Genomic DNA, 19,541 nt, shown 5'->3' on the forward strand with positions numbered 1-19,541 from the left:
ACGCCGTCCGGAGGTCCCCATGCCAGAGCAGCAGCCCCTCTCCACCGAGTCCACCGCCTTCCGCGCGGCCCTCGACGTCATCCGCGCGGTGGAACCGGCGGTCGCCGACGCCATCGGCCAGGAAGTGGCCGACCAGCGCGAGATGCTCAAGCTGATCGCCTCGGAGAACTACGCCTCCCCGGCGACCCTGCTGACCATGGGCAACTGGTTCAGCGACAAGTACGCCGAGGGCACCGTCGGGCGCCGCTTCTACGCCGGCTGCCGCAACGTCGACACGGTCGAGTCGCTGGCCGCCGAGCACGCCAAGGCGCTGTTCGGCGCCCGCCACGCCTACGTCCAGCCGCATTCCGGCATCGACGCCAACCTGGTCGCCTTCTGGGCCGTCCTCGCCGACCGCGTCGAGGTCCCGTTCCTGGAGAAGACCGGCGCCCGCCAGGTCAACGACCTGACCGAGGCCGACTGGGCCGAGCTGCGCCGGGCCTTCGGCAACCAGCGGATGCTCGGCATGTCCCTGGACGCGGGCGGCCACCTCACCCACGGCTTCCGCCCGAACATCTCGGGCAAGATGTTCGACCAGCGCTCCTACGGCACGGACCCGGCCACCGGCCTCATCGACTACGAGGCGCTGCGGGCCCAGGCCCGCGAGTTCAAGCCGCTGATCATCGTCGCCGGCTACTCCGCGTACCCGCGCCTGGTGAACTTCCGGATCATGCGCGAGATCGCCGACGAGGTCGGCGCGACCCTCATGGTCGACATGGCGCACTTCGCGGGCCTGGTCGCGGGCAAGGTGCTCACCGGCGACTTCGACCCGGTCCCGCACGCCCAGATCGTCACCACCACCACCCACAAGTCGCTGCGCGGCCCGCGCGGCGGCATGGTGCTGTGCGACGACTCCCTGAAGGACCAGGTCGACCGCGGCTGCCCGATGGTGCTCGGCGGCCCGCTCCCGCACGTGATGGCCGCCAAGGCCGTCGCCCTCGCCGAGGCCCGCCAGCCCGGCTTCCAGGACTACGCCCGGCGCATCGTGGACAACTCCCGCGCGCTCGCCGAGGGCCTCATGCGCCGCGGCGCCACCCTGGTCACCGGCGGCACGGACAACCACCTCAACCTGATCGACGTGGCGAGCTCCTACGGCCTCACCGGCCGCCAGGCCGAGGCCGCCCTGCTGGACTCGGGCATCGTGACCAACCGCAACGCGATCCCGGCCGACCCGAACGGCGCCTGGTACACCTCCGGCATCCGCGTCGGCACGCCCGCGCTCACCACCCGGGGCCTGGGCACCGCGGAGATGGACGAGGTGGCGGGCCTGATCGACCGCGTCCTGACCACCACGGAGGCGGGCACCACCAAGTCGGGCGCCCCGTCCAAGGCCGCCCACGTGCTGGACGCGAAGGTGTCCGAGGAGATCGCCCAGCGGGCGACCGACCTGGTGGCCGGCTTCCCGCTGTACCCGGAGGTCGACCTGGGCTGAGAGGCCCCGTGAGGGGCGCGGGGAACCGCGCGGCCGTCCACGGACGGTCCGCGGGCCCCGCGCACCGAAACCCCTCCCGCCTCAGGTGCCGATGCCGCCCCCGGCCGATGAGAGAATGGGCGACATGGCCTCTGCAGACCGACCCCGCGTGCTCTCCGGAATCCAGCCCACGGCAGGCTCGTTCCACCTCGGCAACTACCTGGGCGCCGTCCGCCAGTGGGTGGCCCTCCAGGAGTCCCACGACGCGTTCTACATGGTCGTCGACCTGCACGCGATCACGATCCCGCAGGACCCGGCCGACCTGCGGGCCAACACCCGCCTGGCCGCCGCGCAGCTGCTGGCCGCCGGTCTCGACCCCGACCGCTGCACCCTCTTCGTCCAGAGCCATGTGCCCGAGCACGCCCAGCTCGCCTGGATCATGAACTGCCTCACCGGCTTCGGCGAGGCCAGCCGGATGACCCAGTTCAAGGACAAGTCCGCCAAGCAGGGCGCCGACCGCGCCTCCGTCGGCCTCTTCACGTACCCGATCCTCCAGGTCGCCGACATCCTGCTGTACCAGGCCAACGAGGTGCCGGTCGGCGAGGACCAGCGCCAGCACGTCGAGCTGACCCGCGACCTCGCGGTGCGCTTCAACGGCCGCTACGGGGACACCTTCACGATCCCGAAGCCGTACATCCTCAAGGAGACGGCGAAGATCTACGACCTCCAGGACCCGTCGGTCAAGATGAGCAAGTCGGCGTCCACGCCGAAGGGCCTGATCAACCTGCTCGACGAGCCGAAGACCACCGCCAAGAAGGTCAAGAGCGCCGTCACCGACACCGACACCGTGATCCGCTACGACGTGGAGAACAAGCCGGGCGTGTCGAACCTGCTCACCATCTACTCCACGCTCACCGGCCGGTCGGTCGAGGAGCTGGAGGCGGACTACGAGGGCAAGATGTACGGCGCCCTCAAGACCGACCTCGCCGACGTCATGGTCGACTTCGTCTCGCCGTTCCGGGAGCGCACCCAGCAGTACCTGGACGACCCCGAGACGCTCGACTCGGTGCTGGCCAAGGGCGCGGAGAAGGCGCGTGCCGTGGCCGCGGAGACGCTCGCGCAGACCTACGAGCGCGTCGGCTTCCTCCCGGCGAAGCACTGAGGGGCACGGACCGGCGCCGGGGCGCACGACCGTTCGCACGCCCGGCCGGGCAGAGCGCTGCACATCACTTCCGCTGCGCCTGCCGACAGGACACCCGTGGTCGTACAGTCGATATCCGACGGCCCGCACGACGACGGCCGGCAGACAGCACACGACGACAGGAGACGACGTGGGGACCGTAACGATCGGCGTCTCGATCGCGGTCCCGGAGCCTCACGGCAGCCTGCTCCAGGAGCGGCGCGCGGGCTTCGGCGACGCCGCGGCTCACGGCATCCCCACGCACGTCACGCTGCTGCCGCCGACCGAGGTGGACGCGGCTGACCTGCCGGCGGTGGACGCCCACCTCACCGGGGTCGCCGAGGCCGGCCGCCCGTTCCCGATGCGGCTGTCCGGGACCGGGACCTTCCGGCCCCTGTCGCCGGTCGTCTACGTCCGCGTCGTCGAGGGCGCCGAGTCCTGCGCCTGGCTCCAGCAGCGGGTCCGGGACTCCTCCGGGCCCATGGCACGCGAGCTGCTGTTCCCGTACCACCCGCACGTCACGGTCGCCCACGGCATCGACGAGGCGGCGATGGACCGCGCCTTCGCTGAGCTGGCCGGCTTCGAGGCCGAGTGGCCGTGCACCGGGTTCGCGCTCTACGAGCAGGGCCCCGACGCCGTCTGGCGCAAGCTGCGCGAGTACACCTTCGGCGGGCCCGTGGTGCCGCCGCAGGCGCTGCGCGGCGTGGGCCGCAGCCCGGTGAGCTGAGCGCGGGGGCCGGTCGGTCCGGCCTAGAGCGGCAGGCGCCGGAACAGGGCCCGCGGCGCGTGCCGCAGCGCGGACATCACCACCCTCAGCGATCCCGGCACCCACACCACCTCCGAGCCCCTGCGCAGGCCCAGCTCGATCGCCGTGGCCACCGCCCCCGGGGTCGTCGTGAGCGGCCCCCCGGCGCGCAGCGGTCCGGGGCGTACGACCATCACGCGCACGCCGGTGCCGTACAGGGCGTCGCCCAGGCCCTGGGCGAAGGCGTCCAGGCCCGCCTTGCTGGAGCCGTAGATGAAGTCGGCGCGGCGCGCCCGTTCCCCGGCGACCGAGGAGAGCACGACCAGCGAGCCGTGACCCTGGGTCTGCAGGGCGCGGCCGGCGACCAGGCCGGCCGAGACGGCGCCGGTGTAGTTGGTCTGCGCGACCCGGACCGCGCGCAGGTGGTCGCGTTCGTCGTGGGCCTGGTCGCCGAGGACGCCGAAGGCGAGCAGCACCATGTCGATGCGTCCCTCGGCGAACACCTTGTCGAGGACGGGCTCGTGGGACTCGGGGTCGAGGGCGTCGAAGGCCACGGTGCGGACGTCGGCGCCCAGGGCGCGCAGCCGGCCGGCGGACTCCTCCAGGGCGGGCGAGGGGCGGCCGGCCAGCCAGACGGTACGGGTGCGGCGGGCGATCAGACGGCGCGCGGTGGCCAGCGCGATCTCCGACGTGCCGCCGAGGACGAGCAGGGACTGGGGCAGCTCGGTCGCTTCCTTCATGACAGCCGACCGTATCGCCCTCATATGTCCGTCTTGCTGAAGAAACGCGGTGTTCACGCACACGCACAGTGGGCAGAGACCGATCATGGACTGGCTGAAGCGGCTTCCCGGCATCGGGCCGATCGTCACGCGGCTCGCGCTCACGCACGCCTGGCGTTCGTTCGAACGGCTGGACCGGGTGAAGTGGACGCGGCTGGCCGCCGCCATGACCTTCGTCAGCTTCGTGGCCCTGTTCCCGCTGCTGACCCTGGGCGGCGCGATCGCCGCGGCCACCCTCAGCGAGTCGCAGCAGAAGAACGTGCAGACGAGGATCGCCCAGCAGATCCCCGGTCTCGCCGACCAGCTGGACGTCAACTCCCTGGTGCAGAACGCCGGTACGGTCGGTGTCATCGCGGGTGCCGTGCTGCTGTTCACCGGCGTCAACTGGGTCGGCCAGGTGCGCGACTGCCTGCGCGTGGTGTGGGACCTGCCCGACGACGAGCGGAACCCGTTCGTGGCCTGGCTCAAGGACGCGGGCATCCTGCTCGGTCTGGGCGGTGCCGTCGTCGCCACGCTCGCTATCTCCACCGTGGCCTCCGCCCTGGTGGGCTGGATCACCGACCAGCTCGGCATCGACCGGATGAGCTGGGGCAGCGTGCTGCTGCGCGTCGTGGCGTTCGCCGTCGCCGTGCTCGCCGACTTCCTGCTGCTGCTCTACGTCCTGACCCTGCTGCCCGGCGCCGAACCCCCGCGCCGCCGCCTCGTGGTGGCCGCGCTCACCGGCGCGGTCGGCTTCGAACTGCTGAAGCTGCTGCTCAGCGGCTACATCCAGGGAGTCGCCGCGAAGAGCATGTACGGCGCGTTCGGCGTTCCCGTGGCCCTGCTGCTGTGGATCAACTTCACCGCGAAACTGGTCCTGTTCTGCGCCGCCTGGACGGCGACGCAGAGCAAGGAGGTGGAGGTGGAGGGCGTCACGGCCGGGTCCGGCGGCGCATCAGATCCGGCAGTGGCCAACGGCGGTTGACCAGGAACACCGCACCGCCGAGCAGCACCAGCAGCCCGCCCGCGACGGCCAGGGCGGTGCCGACGCCGCCGGAGCGGTTCCCGGCGGTGGCGCTCGCCACCGGCTTCGCGCCGGAGCCGCCGGTGCCCTGCGCCTGCCCGGCCGCGGCGGTCGCGGCCGGCCGGCCGGACGGCTCCGCGCTGGGCTCGGCGGCGCTCTTCGGCGGGACCAGGACGCCCACCGGCCGCACCTTGTCGGCCGCCTGGAAACCCCAGTCGAACAGCTTCGCGGTCTCCTTGTAGACCTCGTTGTGCTCGCGCTTCTGCGGGTTCATCACCGTGACCAGCAGCACCTTGCCGTTCCGCTCGGCGACCCCGGTGAAGGTGGCGCCCGCGTGGGTGGTGTTGCCGTTCTTCACCCCGGCGATGCCCTGGTAGACGGGCACGTCGGTGTCGCCGCTCAGCAGCCGGTTGGTGTTGCGGATCTCGGCCGAGCCGAACGTCGCGCTCACCGTCGAGCAGTAGTCGCGGAAGTCCTTCTTCTGCAGCCCGGAGCGGGCGAACAGCGACAGGTCGTACGCGGAGGACACCTGCGCCGGCTCGTCGTAGCCGTCCGGGCTGACCACGTGCGTGTCCAGGGCCTGGAGCTCGTCGGCGTGGTCCTGCATGTCCCGGACGGTGCGCCGGACACCGCCGTTCATCGCCGCCAGCACGTGCACGGCGTCGTTGCCCGAGCGCAGGAACACCCCGAGCCACAGGTCGTGGACGGTGTAGCTGCGGCCCGCCTTCATCCCGACCACGCTGGAGCCGGCGCCCATGCCCGCCAGGTCGGACGGCACCACCTTGTGCTCGGTCGTCTTCGGGAACCTCGGCAGCACGGTGTCCGCGAACAGCATCTTCAGGGTGCTCGCCGGGGGCAGCCGCCAGTGCGCGTTGTGCGCGGCCAGCACCTCGCCGGACTCGGCGTCGGAGACGATCCAGGAACGGGCGGTGAGGTCCTTGGGCAGCACCGGCGCACCGGCGGCGAGGTCGACCTGGGTCCCGGGCTGTCCCAGCCGGGCGCCGCCGACCTGCGACATCTGCGCCGGGGGTGTGGCCGTCGGGCCGGTCGAGGGGGTCGGGGCGGCGAAGGCGGCCGGGGTGGTGACGGAGAGGGAGAGCAGCGCGGCGGTGGTGACCGGCAGGGCTCGCCTGACGGCCTTCTCGGTTGCGGGCACGGTCGGAAACGTACCGGTCACCGGCCGCGAAGTCCCGCCTCGCACCCCACCCCGGACACGGAACCGGACCGCGGACGGCGATACTGTCCGTATGAAGCTCAGCCGCCCGGTCTCCTGGTTCCTGCTCGCCTTCGGGGTGTGGAGCTGGGTCATCTGGGTCACTTTCGTCAAGAACCTGGTCAAGGACGGCAGCGGACTCGCCTTCCACGACGGTCACCCGACCGCCTACTTCTGGGTGCATCTGCTGCTGGCCGTCGTCTCCTTCGTATGGGGGACGGTCATCGGGGTCATCGGGTTGCGCGGTCTGCGCGCACTGCGCCGCACCTCATAGCGGAGGACACACCGGCGTGATCGTCGTCTTCGTCCTCGCCGCGGCGGCCGCGCTCGCCGTCCTGGTGCTGGGGCACTGGTACGTGTGGCGGCGCCTGGTGCGCGACACCACCCGCGGCCCGGGCCCGGCCCGCCGCGCCGGGACCGCGGTCTTCGTCACGGGACCGCTGCTGATGGTCACGGCGCTGGTGGCCGAGCGCTCCGGCGCACCCTTCTGGCTCCAGCGCACCCTCGCCTGGCCCGGCTTCCTGTGGATGGCGCTGGCGCTGTACCTGCTGCTCGCGGTGGTGGCCGGAGAGGCCCTGCGGCCCCTGCTGCGGCGGTTCCTCGCCCGTCGGCCGGCCCCCGGGGCGACAGCCGTGCCCGCACCGCGGACCGTGCCGGCCCAAGGGCCCCCACCGCCCCCACCGGGCACGCCCGAACCCCCGCGCGAGCCGGGGCGGGCGCGCGAGCCGGAGGGGACCGCCGGTCCCGGGCGGACGGCGCCCGCGCCCTCCCGGCGGCTGTTCGTCTCCCGGGTGGTCGGCGGGGCCGCCGCGGCCGCCGCCGTCGGGACCGTCGGCCAGGGCACCTACGGGGTGCTGCGCGGGCCACGGGTCAAGCGCGTCACCGTACCGCTGGCCAGACTCCCGCGCGCCGCGCACGGCTTCCGCATCGCCGTCGTCAGCGACATCCACCTGGGCCCGGTCCTCGGGCGCTCCTTCGCACAGCGGGTCGTCGACACGGTCAACGCCACCCAGCCGGACCTGATCGCCGTCGTCGGCGACCTGGTGGACGGCAGCGTGAAGGACCTCGGCCCGGCCGCCGCGCCCCTGGCCGGGCTGACCGCCCGGCACGGCGCCTACTTCGTCACCGGCAACCACGAGTACTTCTCCGGCGCCGAGCAGTGGGTGGCCGAGGTGCGCACCCTCGGCCTGCACCCGCTGCAGAACGCCCGCACCGAGCTGCCCCACTTCGACCTGGCCGGGGTCAACGACCTGCAAGGGGAGAGCGAGGGGCAGGGGCCCGACTTCGGCCGGGCGCTGGGCGACCGGGACCGGGCACGCGCGTGCGTGCTCCTCGCGCACCAGCCGGTGCAGATCCACGAGGCCGTCCGGTACGGCGTCGACCTCCAGCTCTCCGGTCACACCCACGGCGGCCAGCTCTGGCCCGGGAACCTCGTCGCGGCCGCCGCCAACCCCACCGTGGCCGGCCTCGCACGCTACGGCGACACCCAGCTCTACGTCAGCAGGGGCGCCGGAGCCTGGGGGCCGCCCACGCGCGTCGGGGCGCCCTCGGACGTGACGGTCGTCGAGCTGGCCTCGACGCACGCCTGAGACCCGTGCGAAGCCTGGGGAACCCGGGGCGAACAACGCCTCGGTAAGTTCTTTCACATACCGCCGGATTGCTCTTCCCCCGCGTGAAACACGTGTGATTAGGTGAGCCGCGCCACTATGGGGAGTGGCCATTTTTGTGCTGTGCCAGGGGTAGGGCCTTGGCGTGGCCTGGGGAGGGCACCACCATGCGATCTGTTCGCATGCGCATTCTCTTGGCAGTGCTGGTCCTGGCCGTCGTGGGAATCGGCGCCTGGCAGCTTCTGCCGTCGCAGGATGACAACAACAAGACCATCACCGTCGGCACGACCGACGCGGTCACGTCACTGGACCCGGCCGGCGCCTACGACGCCGGATCCTGGGCCCTGTTCAGCAATGTCTTCCAGACGCTGCTGACCTTCGAGCCGGGTGGCGTCGAGCCGGTCCCGGACGCGGCGAAGAGCTGTGTCTTCGAGGGCGGCGGGCTCAAGTCGTACCAGTGCCGGCTGCGGGACGACATCACCTTCCCGAGCGGACGCAAGATGACCGCCGAGGACGTGAAGTACTCCTTCGAGCGGGTGAAGAGGATCAACTCGGACGTCGGTCCCGCGTCCCTGTTCTCCACCCTCGCTTCGGTCACCGCCGACGACGCGACCACCGTGACCTTCCACCTGCGCACGCCGGACGCCACGTTCCCGCTGAAGGTGGCCACCGGAGCCGGTTCCATCGTCGACAAGGAGGCGTACCCGGCCCGTTCGCTGCGCACCGGCGACGGCGTGGACGGCACCGGCCCGTACACGCTGACCGCCTACACGGTGAACCGGAAGGCCGACCTCGCGCCGTACAGGAACTACAAGGGCTACCTGAGCGGGACCGGCCGGCCGATCGAGCTGCGCTACTACGGCGACTCCCGGAAGCTCAGCAGCGCCTGGGCGGCCAAGCAGGTCGACGTCGCCACCCGGACGCTGCCCCCGGGCGTGCTCTCCGAGCTGAACCCGAGCGATCCCAAGCAGCGCGTCACGGTCTCGGACAGCTCCGAGACCCGCAACCTCTACCTCAACACCCGCGCGAACTCGCCGCTGAACGACGTGCGCGTGCGCCGGGCGATGGCCTGGCTCGTCAACCGTGAGCAGCTGGCCGTGAAGGTGTACAAGGGCACGGTCGACCCGCTGTACTCGCTGATCCCGACCGGCATCACCGGCCACACCACGTCCTTCTTCGACACGTACCCGACGCAGAGCGCCAAGAAGGCGCGGGAGCTGCTGCTCCAGGCCGGCGTGAGCGTGCCGGTGCGCTTCACCCTCGGCTACGGCCGCAACCGCGGCGCCGGCGCGGAGGAGGCCGCGGAGCTGAAGCAGCAGCTGGAGGCGAGCGGACTGTTCAAGGTGGACGTCCGGGGCTACGAGTGGACCGACTTCCAGAAACGCTGGGCCGCCGGGAAGATGGACGCGTGGGCCGTGGGCTGGGTGGCCGACTACCCCGACGCGGACACCTTCGGCTCCCCGCTGGTCGGGACCGGTTCCACGATGAGCACCGGCTACAGCAGCAAGGCCGTCGACCACCTCATCCGGGACAGCCAGCAGTACCCCGACCGCGCGCGGGCCGCGAGCGACTTCCGCGGCATCCAGGCGGACGTGGCCACCGACGTGCCGCTGATCCCGCTGTGGCAGCGCAAGGAGTACGTGGTCAGCACCGAGGACGTCGGCGGCGGCCAGTACCTCTCGGACGGCACGGGCGTGTTCCGTCTGTGGCGCTTGAACTGGATCTGACGTCCCGCGGGTGGGGGCTCAGCCCTCGCCCGCGCCCCCGCGCCCGGCCCTGGCCGCCGGGTCCGGCAGCGCCCTCGTCATGCCCGGCAGGAAGTCCGTGAACAGCTCGTGGACTTCGAGCACCAGGGGGCGCAGCACCCGGAACCGGGCCAGGGCCACGCCGCGCGCGGTCAGCCGGGCCCCGCGGCGCGCCAGCCGGTAGCTGCGCTCGCGGCCCTCGGTCCGGTCGAAGATCCAGTACAGCACGAGGCCCATCTGGGACAGCCACATCAGTTCCGGCAGCACGTCCCGCAGTTCGGGTGCCACCTTGGACTTCGACCCGGCCAGCAGCTCCCGGTGGACGCTGAGGGCCTGCTCCCGCGCGTGCTCGCTCTCCGGGGAGAACGGGCTGAGCGGGCTGTCGGGGTCGGCGGCGTTCTTGAAGAACTGGACCGCGAACTCGTGGTACGGCTCGGCGATCTCCAGCCACGCGGTCAGCACGCCCGCGAGCCGCGCCTCCAGATCGGTCTCCCGGTCCAGGATCTCCCGGACCGCCACCTGGTGTTCGGCGGCGATCCGGTCGTAGAAGCCCTGGATCAGGTGTTCCTTGCCCTCGAAGTAGTAGTAGGCGTTGCCGACGGAGACGCCGGCCTCCTTGGCGATGGCCCGCATGGTCGTCTTGTCGTAGCCGCGCTCCTGGAAGAGCCGCATCGCGGTCTCCAGGATCAGCGCGCGGGTCTGCTCGGACTTGGTCTGGGGGCCGGCCGCTTCGGGGCCTTCGTTCTTCGCGGGCACGGCACGAGCCTAACCAGTGGGGCAGGAACCGCCGTCACAGGTCGGCGGCTGGTGGGTCCAGCCGGTGTGCCGGTCGAACGACCAGCCGTCGGTCCGGCGGTAGGACCGCCCGCCCCACTGCGCGCCCCGCCACTTCGCCGCCGCCAGCACCGCCCCGCGGGCCAGCCGTGCCCCGGCCGGGGTGCTCAGCCGGTGGGCGAGCGGGCGGTGTTCGCGCAGCGCCCACAGGACGACGATCCAGGCGCGGGAGCCCTGGTAGACCTGCCCGGCGTCGCCGATCACGGTGACCTCGTCGAGGGTGGCCGCCGGGTCGAGCCCCGGGAAGCGCCGGCGGGCCTCGGCCGACCCGGCCGGCACCAGGTCCAGGGGCACGAGCTGCGACTGCCGTACCAGCCAGTCGCGCAGGTGGGCGCAGAGGCCGCACTCGGCGTCGTACAGGACGGTGAGCCCGAGGACCGGGGCGCCCGCGGCGCCCCGGTCCCGCGCTTCGGTCACGGCGCTCACGCGCCGGCCGTCGGCGGGAGCCAGCCCTGCGGGCCGACCGGGGGCCGCTGCTCGCGCTCCAGGACCCCGCGGCGCCGGATCTTGTTCAGCACGTACACGTTGCCCAGGTGCATCGCGCCGAGCACCAGCAGCACCACCCCGAGCTTGGCCGACAGGGCCTCGAAGATGCCGCGGGTGTCGTCGATGTCCCCGCTGCCGTGCAGGTAGAGCGCCACGAAGCCGAGATTGACGAGATAGAAGCCGACCACCAGCAGGTGGTTGACGGCGTCGGCGAGCTTCTCGTCGCCGCGCAGCACGTCGGCCAGGAAGATCCGGCCGTTGCGGCTGAGCGTGCGGGCCACCCAGACGGTCAGCCCGATGCTGACGGCCAGGTAGATCACGTAGGCGATGACGGTGCGGTCCATGCCCCACCCCTTCTTGAACGCGTTCAAAACGCTGACAGGCATGACTGTAGACCTGCTTTTGAACATGTTCAACTCAAGGGCGCGAAGGTCCGCGTGACCCGCGTCTCAGCCCCGGCGGCCCAGCGCCGGACGCTTGCTGTAGTCCGTGAACCCCAGGACGTTGCCCCAGGGATCGGCGATCTCCACCGTCCAGCCGGTGGCCACGGAGAACACCTCGTCCAGCGGCGCGATCCCGGCGGCGGCCAGCTCCCGTGCGGCCGCCCGCGCGTCCGGCACCTCCAGCCACAGGCGCGCGGCGGGCCACGGCGGCGGCCGGTGCCCCAGCCCCTCCTCGACGCGCAGCAGGATGCCGGGCGTCTCGCCGCCCACCTTCAGCTGGGCGATCCCGCCCTCGTCGAACCGGAACCCGACGGTGAACCCGGCCCGCTCGTAGAACCCGACGGCCTCCGCGAGGTCCCCCACGGGCAGCAGGGCGTTGTCGAACCCGAGCAGCTCGTACGACTCTTCGTCTGACATGTCGTCACATTAAGGGGGAAACTCACCCCTATGCGAGGAACCCCACCGGAACGTGTCCGGTGGGGCTCCTGAAGGCGCTCCGCAGAGCTGTGCCGCGAGGGATCAGTAGCGACGCGTGATCAGCGCGCGCTTGACTTCCTGGATCGCCTTGGTGACCTCGATACCGCGCGGGCAGGCGTCCGTGCAGTTGAAGGTCGTGCGGCAGCGCCACACGCCGTCGCGGTCGTTGAGGATCTCCAGGCGCTGCTCGCCCGCCTCGTCACGGCTGTCGAAGATGAAGCGGTGGGCGTTCACGATCGCGGCCGGACCGAAGTACTGGCCGTCGTTCCAGAACACCGGGCAGGACGACGTGCACGCGGCGCACAGGATGCACTTGGTGGTGTCGTCGAAGCGCTCGCGGTCCTCGGCGGACTGCAGCCGCTCGCGGGTCGGCTCGTTCGTCTCCTTGGTGACCAGGAACGGCATGACGTCCCGGTACGCCTGGAAGAACGGCTCCATGTCCACGACCAGGTCCTTCAGGACCGTCAGGCCCTTGATGGGCTCGACCGTGATCGGCTTCTCGGGGTTGATGTCCTTGATCAGCGTCTTGCAGGCAAGACGGTTCTTGCCGTTGATCCGCATCGCGTCCGAGCCGCAGATGCCGTGCGCGCACGACCGGCGGAAGGTGAGGGTGCCGTCGACGTCCCACTTGATCTTGTGGAGGCCGTCGAGGACGCGCTCCTTCGGGTCGATCTCCAGCTGGAAGTCTTCCCAGGTCGCCTCGGCGGAGACCTCGGGGTTGAACCGGCGGACCCGGAAGGTGACGGTGATGTAGGGGGAGTCGGCGAAGCCGGGCTCGGGCTGGCCGGCCGCGTCCGCCTTGTCCAGAACAGGGGTAGCCATCAGTACTTACGCTCCATCGGCTGGTAGCGGGTCTGGACGACCGGCTTGTAGTCGAGACGGACGGATTCCGAGCCGTCGGCGCCGACCTCGCGGTACGCCATGGTGTGGCGCATGAAGTTGACGTCGTCGCGGTTCGGGTAGTCCTCGCGGTAGTGACCGCCGCGGGACTCCTTGCGGGCCAGGGCCGACACCGCCATGACCTCGGCCAGCTCGAGCAGGTTGCCCAGCTCGATCGCCTCCAGGAGGTCCGTGTTGAACCGCTTGCCCTTGTCCTGGATCGCCACGTTCCGGTAGCGCTCGCGCAGCTCGGCGATCTTCTCGACGGCCGTCTTGATCGTCTGCTCGGTGCGGAACACCATGACGTTGGCGTCCATGGTCTCCTGCAGCTCGCGGCGGATCGTGGCGACCCGCTCGTTGCCGGTGGAGTTGCGCAGCCGCTCGATCTGCTCGACGACGAGCGACTCCGGGTTCTCCGGCAGCTCGACGAAGTCGGCCTTCTGGGAGTACTCGGCGGCGGCGATGCCCGCACGGCGGCCGAAGACGTTGATGTCCAGCAGCGAGTTGGTGCCGAGGCGGTTGGCGCCGTGCACGGAGACACAGGCGACCTCGCCGGCCGCGTACAGACCCGGGACGACGGTGGTGTTGTCCGCCAGGACCTCACCCTCGACGTTGGTCGGGATGCCGCCCATCGCGTAGTGCGCGGTCGGCTGGATCGGGATCGGGTCCGTGTAGGGCTCGATGCCGAGGTAGGTGCGCGCGAACTCCGTGATGTCCGGGAGCTTGGCGTCGAGCTGCTCCGGCGGGAGATGCGTGAGGTCCAGGTAGACGTGGTCGCCCTCGGGCCCGCAGCCGCGGCCCTCGCGGATCTCCGTGTAGATGGAGCGGGAGACGACGTCACGGGACGCGAGGTCCTTCATGACCGGCGCGTACTTCTCCATGAAGCGCTCGCCGTCCTTGTTGCGGAGGATGCCGCCCTCACCACGGGCGCCCTCCGTCAGCAGGATGCCCATGCGCCAGATGCCGGTCGGGTGGAACTGGAAGAACTCCATGTCCTCCAGCGGCAGCCCGCGGCGGTAGACGGCGGCCTGGCCGTCACCGGTCAGCGTGTGCGCGTTCGACGTCACCTTGAAGAACTTGCCGGTGCCGCCGGAGGCGTAGATCACGGCCTTCGCCTGGAAGATGTGGATCTCGCCGGTGGCCAGCTCGTACGCCACCACGCCGGCCGACTTCTTGACGCCGTCGACCTCGGTGATCAGCTGGTCCAGGACGTAGAACTCGTTGAAGAACTCCACGCCCTCCTTGACGCAGTTCTGGTACAGCGTCTGGAGGATCATGTGGCCGGTGCGGTCCGCGGCGTAGCAGGACCGGCGGACCGGCGCCTCGCCGTGGTTGCGGGAGTGACCGCCGAAGCGGCGCTGGTCGATCGTCCCGTCGGGCGTCCGGTTGAACGGCAGGCCCATCTTCTCCAGGTCGAGGACGGCGTCGATGGCCTCCTTCGCCAGGATCTCGGCGGCGTCCTGGTCGACCAGGTAGTCACCGCCCTTGACCGTGTCGAAGGTGTGCCACTCCCAGTTGTCCTCCTCCACGTTCGCCAGCGCGGCGGCCATGCCGCCCTGCGCGGCGCCCGTGTGGGAGCGGGTGGGGTAGAGCTTGGTCAGCACGGCGGTGCGGCTGCGCTTCGTCGACTCGATGGCGGCGCGCATACCGGCGCCACCGGCGCCGACGATGACGGTGTCGTACTTGTGGATCTTCATGATTCTCGCAGCCCCGTGCCTAGCGGATGTTCGGGTCGAAGGTGAAGATCACCAGCGTGCCCAGCAGGATGGTCCACACCGTGGCGGTGTACAGCAGGGCCTTCAGCCACATGCGGGAGGCAGGCCGCTCGGCGTAGTCGTTGATGACCGTGCGCAGGCCGTTGGCGCCGTGCAGCATCGCCAGCCACAGCATCAGCAGGTCCCAGACCTGCCACCAGGGCGAGGCCCAGCGGCCGGCCACGAAGGCGAAGCCGATCTTGGAGACACCGCCGTCGAGCACCAGCTGGATCAGCAGGTGGCCGATGACGAGGACGACCAGCACGACGCCGGACAGGCGCATGAACAGCCAGGCGGCCAGCTCGAAGTTGCCCCGCGTGGACTTGGGGGACTTCTTGGTCCGCTTGCGCGGCGCCTCGATCAGCGGGGCCGGGTTGTCCACCGAGTGGACGGGCGCGCCCTCGACGGGGCCGACGCCGGACGCGGGGGTTTCAGTCGTGGACATCGGCGTCAGCTCCCAAAGAGGACACGGGCGGCGTGGCCGAGGACCGGGTAGATCGCGCCGGCCATCAGGACGACCCAGATGCCCATCACGGTCCAGAACATCTGCTTCTGGTAGCGCGGGCCCTTCGACCAGAAGTCGACGGCGATGACGCGCAGACCGTTGAGCGCGTGGAAGAGGATGGCGGCGACGAGGCCGTACTCCAGCAGCGCGACGATCGGCGTCTTGTACGTGGCTACGACCTTGTCGTAGTCCTCGGGGGAGACACGCACGAGAGCGGTGTCCAGCACGTGAACGAACAGGAAGAAGAAGATGAGGACGCCGGTGACTCGGTGAGCCACCCAGGACCACATTCCTTCCCGGCCGCGGTACAGCGTTCCAGCCGGCACGGAAGAACCCTCCGGGAGCGGGGACTAGGGCCGCGCCGGCTTCACTGTCGGTCGGGCCCGGCCGGGTACGGTCCACCGGCCCCCAGCATCGTATCCGTGCGCCGCCGTGCGGCTTACGGGGGGCCTACTTGTGTGATCAAAGTGGCACGCGGTTGGGCTAGCGATGTCGCCTGCTGGGGTGGCGTGTACCGCTATGTGCCGGGTGTGGACGCGTTCGGGCTGCTCACGCCCCGCGCCGGGCCCGCGGGCGCGCAGGCCCCCGCACCCCTGAGGAGGTCCGTCAGCCGGCCCCGCGCGAGGCGGCGCAGTTCCTCCGCCGCCATCACCCGCTCCTCCTCGGGATCGTTCGCCAATCGTGACCGAATCCCCGCGAGAATGTGATCCAGGCTCTCCTCCGGGGGCACGTCGCCCGGAAAGATGACGAACGTGTGCCCGAACCTCGCCTCGTAGGCCGCGTTCGCCGCGCTCAGGGCCATGTGGGCGGCCGAGTAGGTGTCCTCCGGCAGCTCCGGCAGCGACTCTCCCGCCAGCGCCTCGGCCAGATCGGCCGGCGACAGGTCGTACGCCGCCTCGTCCGCCGCCGCCAGGAGGGAACCCAGGTCCGGGTAGGGGCGGTGGTCGGCGATGCGGCGGGCCCAGCGCAGGCTGCGCAGACAGTGCTGGAGCAGGGCGCAGGCCTCGTCGGCATGGGCGGCGTTGAAGGCGTCCAGCGGCTTGGGCAGGTACGGCGGGCGGTGCGCAGGCAGCGTGGGTCCTCGCGTCACAGGTGGTGTGGCAGGGGATGTCGTGAAGACTGTGTCGTCACGTTATCGAGAGTGGTCACTCTGTGTCCGACGGATGCCCGAATTTCACTCGAACGGGAGAGTTTCAGAACGGCTCGATGACGGGTGTCCGGTCGATCGGTCGTACGTTGGCTGAGTGACCCAGCACAGGCGCCGGGCGTCGGCGCAGCAGGTGAGGCGGAGGCGGGCGGTCGTGGCCGCCGCCTTCGCGGGGACCGTCGCGCTCGGCGTGGGCGTCGGCGTGTGGGCCTCGGCGGACGGTGGCGCGAGACCCGGCGCCGACGTCGCGCGGACCTCCCCGGCCTCCAGAGCCACCGGCCGCGCCGCCGCGCCGAGCAGTCCCACGCCCACCCGCACCTATCCGCTCTCCCAGGCGCCGCGGACCATACCCGCGGTGCGCTCGCACACCGCCGCGCGCGGCCCCGGCTGGCAGCCGCGGCACGGCGAGCGGGTGGTGGTGAGCGACCCGCGGCTGGCCGACGAGGGGCGGCTGATAGCCGGCGAGCTGGGCCTGTCGTACGCGGGACGGAAGAACGACGCGAAGGCCGGTGACCTCCGGCTCGCGCTGGGCGGCGGCGGCGACCAGGAGTCGTACTCCATGACCGTCAAGGGCGGCCGGGTCGACATCAGCGGGCCGGGCGACGCGGGCGTCTTCTACGGCACCCGCACCCTCAAGCAGGAGGTCCACGGCGGCGGCACCGCCCCGGAGGGCGTGGTCCGCGACGCACCCGCCAAGCCGGTGCGCGGCTTCATGCTGGACATCGCGCGCAAGCCGTACTCCGCGTCCTGGATAGAGGACCGGGTCCGCGAGCTGGGGGACCTGAAGTTCAACGAACTGGGACTGCACTTCTCCGACGACCAGGCCTTCCGGATCGAGTCCAGCAGCCACCCGGAGATCGTCTCCAAGGACCACCTGACCAAGGCGCAGGTCAAACAGATCGTCGACCTCGCCGCCGCCCGGCACATCACCGTCGTGCCCGAGATCGACTCGCCCGGCCACCTGGGCGCGGTCATCGCCGCCCACCCCGACCTGCAGCTGCGCAACGTGAACGGGGTCGCGACGCGGGGCGCGATCGACATCTCCAAGGCCGGCTCCGCGAAGATCGTCGACGACCTGCTGAACGAGTACGCCGGGGTCTTCCCCGGCGGCAAGTGGCACCTCGGCGGCGACGAGTACCAGGCGCTGACGGTCTCCGACCCGCAGGCGTCCTTCCCGCAGCTCGCCGCGGCCGCCCGGCGGAAGTACGGCTCCGGCGCGACGGTCTCCGACCTCGCCGCCGGCTGGCTGAACGACCGCGCCGCCACCGTGCGCGCCCACCACCGCACCATGCGGGCCTGGAACGACGGCTTCTTCCGGAACACCTCCGTGCAGCCCGCCAGGGACCTCCAGGTCGCCTACTGGACCGGCAAGGAGATCGGCGCCCGGCAGCCGCTCGAGTACCTGAGCGCCGGCCGCAAGGTGATCAACTACAACGACGAGTTCCTGTACTACGTCCTGGGGCAGCCGCAGACCTTCGTCTACCCGACCGGGCAGCGCATCTACGAGCAGTGGACCCCCCGGGTGCTGCGCGGCACGACCCCCGTTCCGGCCCGCTACGACCCGCAGATCCTCGGCGGGGTGTTCGCGGTCTGGTCCGACTTCCCCAACGCCCAGACCGAGGCGCAGGTCGCCGCCGGGATCCGGATGCCGCTCAGGGCCACCGTGCAGAAGCTGTGGGACCCGGGCGCGCCCGCGCTGTCCTGGACGCAGTTCAAGGCGCTGGCGGACCGGCTGGGCTGAGTCCCGCGGCCGGGTCCCGCGGGCCCGTGGTGGACGCGCGGGCGTGACGGGCCGTATCTTCCGCGTGCCGCACACACGGGAACACGGGGGGTCACCATCATGTCCGTCGCACGTCTGCGCTCACCGCTGGGGCTGGGCCAGGCCACGGTCACGCTGCTCGGTCTGGTCGTGCTCGGCGACGCGTGCGCCGTCGGGGCCGGTCTCGAGGTCCGCCGGAGGGCGGACGGCCTCGCGGCGGGTGCCCCGCTCATCGGGACGGGGGCGCCGTCCGGGGCCGCGCACCGCGCGGACACCCTGTACGTGCTGTCCGGGGTCGCGCAGACGCTGCTGTGGCTGGCCTGCGGGGTGGTGTTCCTGTGCTGGCTGTACCGGCTGCGGGTGAACGCCGAGGTGTTCAGCCCCCACGGGCACAGCAAGGCGCGCGCGTGGGTGATAGCGGGCTGGATCGTCCCCCTGGCGAACCTCTGGTACCCGCGCCGGGTCGTCCTGGACATCTGGGACGCCAGCCGGCCGGGCGAGGGGCCGGCCCGGCACGGTCTCGTCAACGCCTGGTGGGCGCTGTGGCTGGTGTCGACCACGGCCCAGGTGCTCATCTCGGACGACTACGACTCCGCGCACACCGCGGCGCAGTTCCGGACCGCCGCGGTCGAGTCGATGGCCGTCGACACCGCCGACCTGGCGGCCGCCGTGCTCGCCCTGCTCCTCGTGCTGCGGCTGACCCGCATGCAGCACCGCAAGGCGCTCTCCCCGCAGATCCTTGTCCCGGCTCTTGGCTGAAAACGCTCTGCTGTGACAGTCTCTCGCCGTCGCACGCAGTAAGGGGAAGTGCGGGCTCCGTAAAGGCGGCGCCCTGGCGAGGGAGGCTTTCATGAGCCTGATTGAACTGATCGCGCAGGCCGACGAGCGCGGCCTGGCCGCGAGCGGGCTGGCTTGTTTGGATCGGTGCGTGCCTTTGCTGGGCGGTGACGACGAAGTGCTGCGCCCGCTCTGGGCGAGCCTCGCCGACGGCTCCGCGTGGGCCGGCGGCCTGGAGAAGGCCCGGGGCGCGCTCGGCCCGGACGGGGCCGGCGAGGACGAGGCGGCGGCGCTCGCCCGCCGCATGCTGGACGCGGCCCCGGCCGAACGCACCGCCGAGGCGGTAAGGGACTGGGCCGACGCCTGCTCCGTCGCCTCCCTGCACATCCACCGGCTCCTTGATCCCGCTCCCGGCGAGACCCCGTCGCCCGAGGCGCTGGAGGCCGGCCGGGCGGGCGGCACCGAGGACACCTCCCCGCTGGTCGCCGCCGAGCTGCGGCGCCAGGTCGCCGTCCTCGAACTGCTCGCCGAACACGGCACGAACGGCCTGCGCGGCGCGCTGGACGTCTCCGTCGAGGGCCGCCGCGTGCTCCGCGCGGTGGTCTCCCGCCGCGCCCGAAGCCGCGGCTGACCCCGGCGGGGCCTCAGCAGCACTCACGCACGTCTCGCTTGCGGATCGGTCGCCGGGTGCCCGGCCCCCTTCGCGGGTGATCGCCGTCCTCCGGGCGGCGGGCCGACCCCGGCCGGCAGCGCTCAGG

General features: G+C 71.5%; 21 protein-coding genes. 10 read left to right on the forward strand and 11 right to left on the reverse strand.

Annotation, left to right across the window (positions count from 1 at the left end):
- Positions 1 to 19 precede the first annotated feature (19 nt).
- The 3 genes from B446_RS22825 (at position 20) to B446_RS22835 (ending at position 3,357) form a co-directional block, all read left to right on the forward strand.
- A complete protein-coding gene (locus B446_RS22825; protein ID WP_020941786.1) occupies positions 20 to 1,471 on the forward strand; it encodes a glycine hydroxymethyltransferase in 1,452 nt (483 codons plus the stop codon).
- A gap of 115 nt (positions 1,472 to 1,586) precedes the next feature.
- Complete coding sequence (gene trpS / locus B446_RS22830; protein WP_419184162.1) at positions 1,587 to 2,612, forward strand: tryptophan--tRNA ligase; 1,026 nt, start codon at positions 1,587 to 1,589, stop codon at positions 2,610 to 2,612.
- A gap of 169 nt (positions 2,613 to 2,781) precedes the next feature.
- Entirely contained in the window at positions 2,782 to 3,357 is a 576-nt protein-coding gene (locus tag B446_RS22835; protein ID WP_020941788.1) for a 2'-5' RNA ligase family protein, read from the forward strand.
- 23 nt (positions 3,358 to 3,380) lie between these two features.
- On the opposite strand, the gene B446_RS22840 is transcribed toward B446_RS22835, so the two are convergent.
- Complete coding sequence (locus B446_RS22840) at positions 3,381 to 4,115, reverse strand: SDR family NAD(P)-dependent oxidoreductase (RefSeq protein ID WP_020941789.1); 735 nt, start codon at positions 4,113 to 4,115, stop codon at positions 3,381 to 3,383.
- Positions 4,116 to 4,200: 85 nt separating this feature from the next.
- Between B446_RS22840 and B446_RS22845 the strand changes: the two genes are divergently transcribed.
- Positions 4,201 to 5,118: a YihY/virulence factor BrkB family protein gene (locus B446_RS22845; RefSeq protein ID WP_043478916.1), complete on the forward strand. Its 918-nt coding sequence runs from the start codon at positions 4,201 to 4,203 to the stop codon at positions 5,116 to 5,118.
- Here the strand turns inward: B446_RS22845 and B446_RS22850 are convergent.
- Positions 5,066 to 6,313, reverse strand: a complete 1,248-nt coding sequence (locus tag B446_RS22850) for a D-alanyl-D-alanine carboxypeptidase family protein (protein WP_043478919.1) — start codon at positions 6,311 to 6,313, stop codon at positions 5,066 to 5,068. The two genes, B446_RS22845 and B446_RS22850, sit on opposite strands and share 53 nt — an antisense overlap.
- A gap of 91 nt (positions 6,314 to 6,404) precedes the next feature.
- On the opposite strand from B446_RS22850, the gene B446_RS22855 reads away from it, so the two are divergent.
- The 3 genes from B446_RS22855 (at position 6,405) to B446_RS22865 (ending at position 9,704) form a co-directional block, all read left to right on the forward strand.
- The gene (locus B446_RS22855) at positions 6,405 to 6,644 is read left to right on the forward strand and encodes an SCO4848 family membrane protein (RefSeq protein WP_020941792.1); all 240 of its coding nucleotides are present in this window, start codon (positions 6,405 to 6,407) and stop codon (positions 6,642 to 6,644) included.
- A gap of 16 nt (positions 6,645 to 6,660) precedes the next feature.
- On the forward strand, positions 6,661 to 7,959 hold the full coding sequence (locus tag B446_RS22860; RefSeq protein ID WP_020941793.1) for a metallophosphoesterase: 1,299 nt from the start codon (positions 6,661 to 6,663) through the stop codon (positions 7,957 to 7,959).
- A 200-nt stretch (positions 7,960 to 8,159) separates the two neighbouring features.
- Positions 8,160 to 9,704, forward strand: coding sequence for an ABC transporter substrate-binding protein (locus B446_RS22865; protein WP_078614778.1), 1,545 nt, complete (start codon positions 8,160 to 8,162; stop codon positions 9,702 to 9,704).
- 18 nt (positions 9,705 to 9,722) lie between these two features.
- Here B446_RS22865 and B446_RS22870 read toward each other — a convergent pair whose 3' ends face one another.
- From B446_RS22870 to B446_RS22910, 9 genes are all read right to left on the reverse strand, one after another.
- Positions 9,723 to 10,478: a TetR/AcrR family transcriptional regulator gene (locus B446_RS22870; RefSeq protein WP_020941795.1), complete on the reverse strand. Its 756-nt coding sequence runs from the start codon at positions 10,476 to 10,478 to the stop codon at positions 9,723 to 9,725.
- Positions 10,479 to 10,487: 9 nt separating this feature from the next.
- Entirely contained in the window at positions 10,488 to 10,982 is a 495-nt protein-coding gene (locus B446_RS22875; RefSeq protein WP_020941796.1) for a thiol-disulfide oxidoreductase DCC family protein, read from the reverse strand.
- Positions 10,979 to 11,386: a hypothetical protein gene (locus tag B446_RS22880; RefSeq protein ID WP_020941797.1), complete on the reverse strand. Its 408-nt coding sequence runs from the start codon at positions 11,384 to 11,386 to the stop codon at positions 10,979 to 10,981. Before B446_RS22880 ends, B446_RS22875 begins: the two co-directional genes overlap by 4 nt.
- 105 nt (positions 11,387 to 11,491) lie before the next feature.
- The gene (locus B446_RS22885; protein ID WP_020941798.1) at positions 11,492 to 11,902 is read right to left on the reverse strand and encodes a VOC family protein; all 411 of its coding nucleotides are present in this window, start codon (positions 11,900 to 11,902) and stop codon (positions 11,492 to 11,494) included.
- Between the two features lie 102 nt (positions 11,903 to 12,004).
- Positions 12,005 to 12,784, reverse strand: a complete 780-nt coding sequence (locus B446_RS22890; RefSeq protein ID WP_020941799.1) for a succinate dehydrogenase iron-sulfur subunit — start codon at positions 12,782 to 12,784, stop codon at positions 12,005 to 12,007.
- On the reverse strand, positions 12,784 to 14,538 hold the full coding sequence (gene sdhA, locus B446_RS22895; protein WP_020941800.1) for a succinate dehydrogenase flavoprotein subunit: 1,755 nt from the start codon (positions 14,536 to 14,538) through the stop codon (positions 12,784 to 12,786). The genes B446_RS22890 and sdhA overlap by 1 nt, the downstream gene beginning before the upstream one ends.
- Positions 14,539 to 14,557: 19 nt before the next feature.
- A complete protein-coding gene (locus B446_RS22900; RefSeq protein WP_020941801.1) occupies positions 14,558 to 15,040 on the reverse strand; it encodes a succinate dehydrogenase hydrophobic membrane anchor subunit in 483 nt (160 codons plus the stop codon).
- A 5-nt stretch (positions 15,041 to 15,045) separates the two neighbouring features.
- Positions 15,046 to 15,426 carry a succinate dehydrogenase, cytochrome b556 subunit gene (sdhC, locus tag B446_RS22905; protein WP_020941802.1) on the reverse strand — a complete coding sequence of 127 codons (381 nt, stop codon included), beginning with the start codon at positions 15,424 to 15,426 and terminating at the stop codon, positions 15,046 to 15,048.
- Positions 15,427 to 15,617: 191 nt separating this feature from the next.
- A complete protein-coding gene (locus B446_RS22910; RefSeq protein WP_020941803.1) occupies positions 15,618 to 16,190 on the reverse strand; it encodes a 2-oxo-4-hydroxy-4-carboxy-5-ureidoimidazoline decarboxylase in 573 nt (190 codons plus the stop codon).
- Positions 16,191 to 16,344: 154 nt separating this feature from the next.
- Here B446_RS22910 and B446_RS22915 point away from each other — a divergent pair, with 154 nt between their 5' ends.
- The 3 genes from B446_RS22915 (at position 16,345) to B446_RS22925 (ending at position 19,414) form a co-directional block, all read left to right on the forward strand.
- Positions 16,345 to 17,988, forward strand: coding sequence for a beta-N-acetylhexosaminidase (locus B446_RS22915; protein WP_078614779.1), 1,644 nt, complete (start codon positions 16,345 to 16,347; stop codon positions 17,986 to 17,988).
- Between the two features lie 99 nt (positions 17,989 to 18,087).
- Positions 18,088 to 18,765: a DUF4328 domain-containing protein gene (locus B446_RS22920; RefSeq protein ID WP_020941805.1), complete on the forward strand. Its 678-nt coding sequence runs from the start codon at positions 18,088 to 18,090 to the stop codon at positions 18,763 to 18,765.
- A 91-nt stretch (positions 18,766 to 18,856) separates the two neighbouring features.
- Positions 18,857 to 19,414 (forward strand): hypothetical protein, encoded by a 558-nt coding sequence (locus B446_RS22925; protein WP_043476279.1) that lies wholly within the window; start codon positions 18,857 to 18,859, stop codon positions 19,412 to 19,414.
- Positions 19,415 to 19,541 lie beyond the last annotated feature (127 nt).

It is taken from the genome of Streptomyces collinus Tu 365, assembly GCF_000444875.1.
In the GTDB taxonomy this organism is placed as follows: Bacteria; Actinomycetota; Actinomycetes; order Streptomycetales; family Streptomycetaceae; genus Streptomyces; species Streptomyces collinus_A.

Bases quoted from the DNA above. Each gene is read 5' to 3' on its own strand.
- B446_RS22825 (WP_020941786.1), top strand. From the start codon at position 20: ATGCCAGAGCAGCAGCCCCTCTCCACCGAGTCCACCGCCTTCCGCGCG.
- trpS (WP_419184162.1), top strand. From the start codon at position 1,587: ATGGGCGACATGGCCTCTGCAGACCGACCCCGCGTGCTCTCCGGAATC.
- B446_RS22840 (WP_020941789.1), bottom strand. From the start codon at position 4,115: ATGAAGGAAGCGACCGAGCTGCCCCAGTCCCTGCTCGTCCTCGGCGGC.
- B446_RS22845 (WP_043478916.1), top strand. From the start codon at position 4,201: ATGGACTGGCTGAAGCGGCTTCCCGGCATCGGGCCGATCGTCACGCGG.
- B446_RS22855 (WP_020941792.1), top strand. From the start codon at position 6,405: ATGAAGCTCAGCCGCCCGGTCTCCTGGTTCCTGCTCGCCTTCGGGGTG.
- B446_RS22865 (WP_078614778.1), top strand. From the start codon at position 8,160: ATGCGCATTCTCTTGGCAGTGCTGGTCCTGGCCGTCGTGGGAATCGGC.
- B446_RS22880 (WP_020941797.1), bottom strand. From the start codon at position 11,386: ATGGACCGCACCGTCATCGCCTACGTGATCTACCTGGCCGTCAGCATC.
- B446_RS22885 (WP_020941798.1), bottom strand. From the start codon at position 11,902: ATGTCAGACGAAGAGTCGTACGAGCTGCTCGGGTTCGACAACGCCCTG.
- B446_RS22890 (WP_020941799.1), bottom strand. From the start codon at position 12,784: ATGGCTACCCCTGTTCTGGACAAGGCGGACGCGGCCGGCCAGCCCGAG.
- sdhA (WP_020941800.1), bottom strand. From the start codon at position 14,538: ATGAAGATCCACAAGTACGACACCGTCATCGTCGGCGCCGGTGGCGCC.
- B446_RS22900 (WP_020941801.1), bottom strand. From the start codon at position 15,040: ATGTCCACGACTGAAACCCCCGCGTCCGGCGTCGGCCCCGTCGAGGGC.
- B446_RS22920 (WP_020941805.1), top strand. From the start codon at position 18,088: ATGTCCGTCGCACGTCTGCGCTCACCGCTGGGGCTGGGCCAGGCCACG.
- B446_RS22925 (WP_043476279.1), top strand. From the start codon at position 18,857: ATGAGCCTGATTGAACTGATCGCGCAGGCCGACGAGCGCGGCCTGGCC.